The sequence below is a fragment of the uncultured Gimesia sp. genome (assembly GCF_937919775.1).
Lineage (GTDB): Bacteria > Planctomycetota > Planctomycetia > Planctomycetales > Planctomycetaceae > Gimesia.
Genome location: NZ_CALFPF010000276.1, coordinates 1 through 5743, shown reverse-complemented (window position 1 = coordinate 5743; position 5743 = coordinate 1). Strand labels below are relative to the sequence as shown.

5 protein-coding genes are annotated in these 5743 nt (G+C 50.5%); all 5 read left to right on the top strand.

Annotated features, from left to right (window positions below):
* On the top strand, positions 1-368 hold a 368-nt coding region (locus Q0294_RS07470), incomplete at its 5' end, for a hypothetical protein (RefSeq protein ID WP_299462715.1).
* A 95-nt stretch (positions 369-463) separates the two neighbouring features.
* Positions 464-2140 (top strand): flagellar hook-associated protein FlgK, encoded by a 1677-nt coding sequence (gene flgK / locus Q0294_RS07465; protein ID WP_299462712.1) that lies wholly within the window; start codon positions 464-466, stop codon positions 2138-2140.
* A 67-nt stretch (positions 2141-2207) separates the two neighbouring features.
* A complete protein-coding gene (locus tag Q0294_RS07460) occupies positions 2208-4469 on the top strand; it encodes a flagellin (protein ID WP_299462709.1) in 2262 nt (753 codons plus the stop codon).
* A 298-nt stretch (positions 4470-4767) separates the two neighbouring features.
* On the top strand, positions 4768-5235 hold the full coding sequence (gene rplM / locus Q0294_RS07455) for a 50S ribosomal protein L13 (RefSeq protein ID WP_366917918.1): 468 nt from the start codon (positions 4768-4770) through the stop codon (positions 5233-5235).
* A gap of 67 nt (positions 5236-5302) precedes the next feature.
* Positions 5303-5743: 30S ribosomal protein S9 (rpsI, locus tag Q0294_RS07450; RefSeq protein WP_299462703.1), on the top strand; the 441-nt coding region annotated here is incomplete at its 3' end.

Genomic DNA, 5743 nt, shown 5'->3' with positions numbered 1-5743 from the left:
TGATTGAACAGTTTGGCGTTGTTGAAGAAGGACTGACACGGGATCTTCAATTCGTGTTACTCAGGCGACAGCAATTGCTTCAGACTGCAGCGCAGCAAGGCTTGCCTGCCGGTTCGATGAAAGAACTGCTTTCCGGAATGGGCGTGGCAGAATCGGAGCCTGTTTTTCAGCGAATCTTTGCTGCGCAACAGCGATCGCAGAAATTACGACATGAAAGCTGGGTACAGTGGATTGTTTCACAACGGTCCTATCAGCATTATTCGCAGATTCTGGAACTGATTGCGCATGCCGGGAAAAAAGTTCCTACCTACTCACGCGGTCAAAATGAAAGCAATACAGGGGGGGCGATTTTTGACGCATCGGCTTAATTCATTTTCTCAGGAAAATGAAATTCCATACGATGCGGTAAAATCGCGTCATTTATTACGGGATTGTTCATATGGGACTTAATGCAACGCTATCAATGGCTAAGCAGTCGCTGGAGATCTTCGGGACCGGCATCCAGGTTGCTGGCCAGAATATTTCCAATGCGGGTACTCCCGGTTATATCCGTGAAGAATTGGTACTCAACGCGGCGGATCCGTTTCGCCAGGGAGCACTCGTTCTGGGAACGGGTGTGGAGATTTCCGGTATCCAGCAGCAGATCGATCTGTTTCTGGAAACGCGCATTCATACCGCGAATACCGATTTTTCTTCCATCGACGAACGAAATTCGATTTACAAACAACTGGAGAGTGAATTAAGAGAATTATCGGACGGAGACCTCTCGACAGGGTTAAACGAATTTTTAGCCACGATCAATAATGTCGTGAATCAGCCCGGTTCGATTCCGGATCGTGAATTTGTCGTCAACGAAGCCGAGAAATTTGCAGCCGAAATCCTGTCGTTGCGAACGAGAGTCGATGGCCTGAGAGAAGTGCAATCGATCAATGTCGAAAATCTGGTCAAAGAAGCCAATGAACTGATCGATCAGATTACGAATCTGAATCCCAAGATTTCCAAACTCGAAGCTTCCGGTCTGCTGCAAAGTGATGCCGGCGCCCTCAGAACTCAGCGTTACACGGCGCTGAACCGACTCTCCGAACTGATTCCCATTCGCTATCGGGAACGTACAGATGGTGCGATTGATGTTTTTACCGGTTCCGATTATCTGATTCTGGCAGGAACGTCGCAAAAACTGACCTTGCAAACCGGTACGGATCGAGGCGTGGTTGTGCACGAAGTGTTACTCAGCCGGACCAACAGCAATATCTCGCGTACGGGAGGCGAACTCAAGGGGATTATCGAAGGTCGAGATGATATTCTGGGTGGTTTTGTGGATCAACTCGATACGTACGCTTCCAATCTGATTTTTGAATTCAACAAGATTCATGCCTCGGGCGAGGGCACGGCTGGTTTTGAACAATTGACCTCCGCGTCCCGTGCGCTGGATACGTCTGCTACTTTAAACTCCACCCAGTCAGGGTTGCCTTTTCAACCAACGCATGGCAGTTTCCAGATCAAGGTCACCAACAAAACGACCGGGCAGACAAATACGTCTACCATTAATATTGACCTGGACGGTATCGGCGCAGATACGACTTTAATCAGTTTGTCCTCGGCTATCGGCGGCGTCGCGAATTTGAGTTCGTCTGTCTCAACGGATGGATATCTTTCGATCAGTGCCGCCGCTGATTACACATTTCAGTTTTCCAACGACACCAGTGGGGCACTGGCGGCAGTTGGCATCAACACGTTATTTACAGGCTCCGACTCAACTGACATTGGAATCAATTCTGTCGTGAAACAGAATCAGCAATTTCTGGCGACCGGTCAGGGGGGAGGCCCTTCTGATGGATCAAACGCCGTATTGCTGGCCGCGTTTGCCGAGAATCCCATTGATTCACTGGGCAATATCAGTCTGGATAGTTTTTACGAAAAAGTGGTTTCGAGCGTCTCACAGGCTTCGGCCTCGGAGGCAGCACTTGCCGAAGGGGCACAGGCCTTCCGGGACTCTCTCATGGGGCAGCGTGAGCAGTTTTCCGGAGTCAGCATCGACGAAGAAACGATTAATGTTTTAACGTTTCAGAGAGCGTTTCAGTCCGCTGCGCGTCTGGTCAGCACGATTGATGAATTATTTACGATCTTACTTAATATTTGAAAGCGGCATTGTTGTGATCAGAACGACTGTCAATTTCTGTTCCATTTCCTTTTGGGTGTGATGTATCATGACTATCGGTCCTATTTTACCAGGCCGTCTCCCTTCCACGATGCTTTCCGAGCGGTTGAAGGTCTCCTTGAGTGATAATGCGCGCCAATTAATCAATCTGCAGCAGCAGGTCGCAACGGGACAGAAATTTTCCATCGCCAGCGAGTCTCCCGGGGCGGCGCTGCGTACGATTATTCTGCAGTCGACCTTCGAACGCCAGCAACAGTACCAGGCGAATATCGGGACCAACCTCAGTCTGTTGACTGCGAGTGAGTCGGCTCTGGCGAGTGTGGGAGATGCGTTGAATCAGGCGAAATCTCTTTCGCTGACGGGCATCGGCTCCACGGTAACCAATGCTGAGCGAGCTGCACTGGCCGATCAGGTTGCCTCTTTGAGAACGCAGGTTGTGAATGCCGGCAATACGACTTTTCGAGGTCAGTATCTTTTTTCCGGGAGTCAGACCAATGCGGCGCCGTTTGAGGAACGAGCGAATGGACAGGTCGCTTATCATGGTGATACCCACCAGATCCAGTCCTACATCGATGCGCAGAGTTTGCTGTCGAATAATTTTGACGGGATCTCGGCATTTGCCGCCAGCACACCCGAAGTAGGAGGAAACATTAATCCTGCGCTGACTCTGCAGACGCGCATTTCAGATTTGAACAGTGGCCGCGGTCTAAAGCTGGGTTCAATCACAGTCACCCTGGATAATGGAACTCCCCAGACGCAAACAGTGAATCTCTCTGGTGTGGAAACAATTCAGGATCTCAAAACGGTTCTGGAAAACGCGTTTTCGGGTGGCCCTTTGACATTGACCGTTGATGTCGACCCCACAAGTCAAAATGGCCTGCGAATCACGCCCTCCGCCGGGACAATTGCGGTTTCAAATGTGGCCGGCTCAACGTCTGCCTCCAGTCTGGGGATCGCCAGTGCCGCTGTGGCGGAAATCAACGGGTTGGACCTTGATCCGGGCATCACTTTGCAAACCACACTGGCTTCCCTGAATGGCGGGGCGGGCATCGATTCGACAACCGGCACCGGCCTGGTGATCAATAACGGCGGGAAAACCGAGACCATCGATCTCTCTTCGGCCACTACCATCGAAGACGTGTTTAACCTGATCCGCACGTATGATCCCGATTTAAATCTGGGGATTAACAAGGACAAGAATGGTCTGGCGATTTCCAGCCGCATCAGTGGCACTGATTTCTCGATTGGTGAGAATAACGGAGGCAGCAACGCCGCTGGTCTGGGAATTGCCACCTTTTCAGGAAGTACGCCGCTTTCCGAATTGAATTACGGACGCGGCGTGGATGTGGATTCCTCGAATCGGCTACAGGTGATTCGCCGCGACGGGACGACCATTAATCTTGATCTGAGCGGTTCGGTTACAGTGCAGGATGTGATTAACAGGATTAATGATTTCGAAACGTTTGACGGAACCACGCCTCTGGCAGACTTGAATCTGGGGCAGGGAGTTCCCGTTGGTGCAACCACCCTGGATATTACCCGCAGAGACGCTTCCGTTGTGAACGTCAATTTAGCCGGCGATGCCACCGTGCAGGATATACTCGATTCGATCAACGCCGTTGATCCGGGAAATCTGGTTGCCAGTATCGATCCGTCAACCAATGCGATTCAGATTACCGATAATTCGGGGGCAGGGCCTTTGAGCATTGCCAGCAATGTGGTCTCTGATGCGCTGGGGCTGGCGGTCACCGAGTCGGGAACAAATAACGCGGTTCCTCTGCAGGGCACTTTTATTCCGATCAAGTTGCAGGCGACACTGAATTCGACCGGGAACGGCCTTACGATTTATGATGCTTCAGGAACGGGGCCTTTGGAAATCCCGGCGATCGAAATTGCCTACGCGCTGGGGATTAGCGGGAAAGAAACCGGCACAGACCCTCTCGTCGGATTGGTGGGGAAAGAACCCAATCCACTGGAATCAACGGGAGTGCTGGGGCTGCTCTCACGGCTGGAAACCGGTTTACGAAACGGTGACGATCAGGAAATTCAGCGGATTGGCGTGCTGCTCGATGCGGAGCTGGGTCGGATGAATCGCGTTCGTGGCGAGATCGGAGGCCGCCTGAAGGTGCTCGAAGAGGCAGATAACCGTCTCAAGGATCAGGAAGTCAAAATAAAAGAGGCCATCTCCATCGAATTTGACACCGATATGACTGAGGTCATTGTCGAAATCACACAGCGCCAGACGGCCTTCCAGGCAAATCTGCAAATCACCTCTTCGGCACTGCAATTGACGCTGCTGAACTACCTTTAATAGGGATTCGCGTCGTTCAGAATCATGAGAGAGACAGATTAAAAGTCGCTTTTCTCTGCTTTTTTGTGTCCCAGCTCAGATTTTCCGCCTCACAGAAGTTGAAGATGTGGCGTGAAAAGGTTACTGTTATCCGCTCCCTTGCGGTTGGTATGCGCTCGCTTTGCCGGCGTTTTTCTGATTGAACAGGTTGAGATTTGCTACAATTTGACATGCCTTTTTGAAGTGCATATTGACATAAGTGTTGAATATTATATCGTTTACGTTTGAGGAATAACCGGTGTCTACGACAAAAACTTACATGGCAAAAGCAACAACCGTCGATCATCAATGGTTCGTCGTTGATGCAGATAATCTGATTGTGGGTCGCCTGGCCACAAAAATCGCGACTGTTTTGATGGGTAAACATAAACCAACCTATACTCCCCACGTTGATACCGGGGATTATGTGATTGTCGTAAACTGTGACAAGGTAAAGTTTTCCGGTAAAGAACTTGCTCACGACTCACACCCCTACTTCTCGAAGAAAATGCTGCAGAAAAGCTATGCGAAATATAGTGGCTTTCCCAGTGGTCTGAAGGTTGTTACCGCAGAAAAGAAACTGGAACGTGGCCAATCGACACAGGTCCTTTCTGAAGCGGTACGGCGGATGCTTCCCAAGAACAAACTGGGACGTCAAATGTTGAAGAAACTCAAGCTGTTCGGGGGGCCGACTCACGAACATCAATCGCAACAGCCACAGAATATGCCTGCCCACCTGCTACCTTAAGCCGGGCATTTGAAAATACAAACTTCCATTTTTCCCTTTTTCAGAATAATAAAAGTAGTTGACCGTCATGGAAAATGAGACTCCGGAAGCAGAAATCACAGCAGAAACACCAGAGCAGGAAACACCTGAGCAGACAGAAGTTGCTTCAGGGATTCCTGAATTGACTTTAGGGTCGAATCTGGCAACTGAGGGTGAAGAAGAAGATATCATCAAACCAGAACCTGTCATTCGTGGTAAGCTGGACAAACACGGCGTGGCGATGGGAACAGGGCGTCGAAAGACTGCAGTGGCTCGAGTTCGCATCAGACCAGGTTCAGGTAAGCTGACCATCAACGGGCTTGCACTTGAGGAATACCTCAAAGTGGAACGCGACCGTCAAATGGTAGAGGCTCCCCTGAAAGCAACCGAGACATTTGGCAAAGTGGATGTCTGGGTTCGGGTCAACGGCGGTGGAACGACCGGGCAGACAGGTGCGATTGTTTTGGGTATCGCGCGTGCTCTGGAAGCA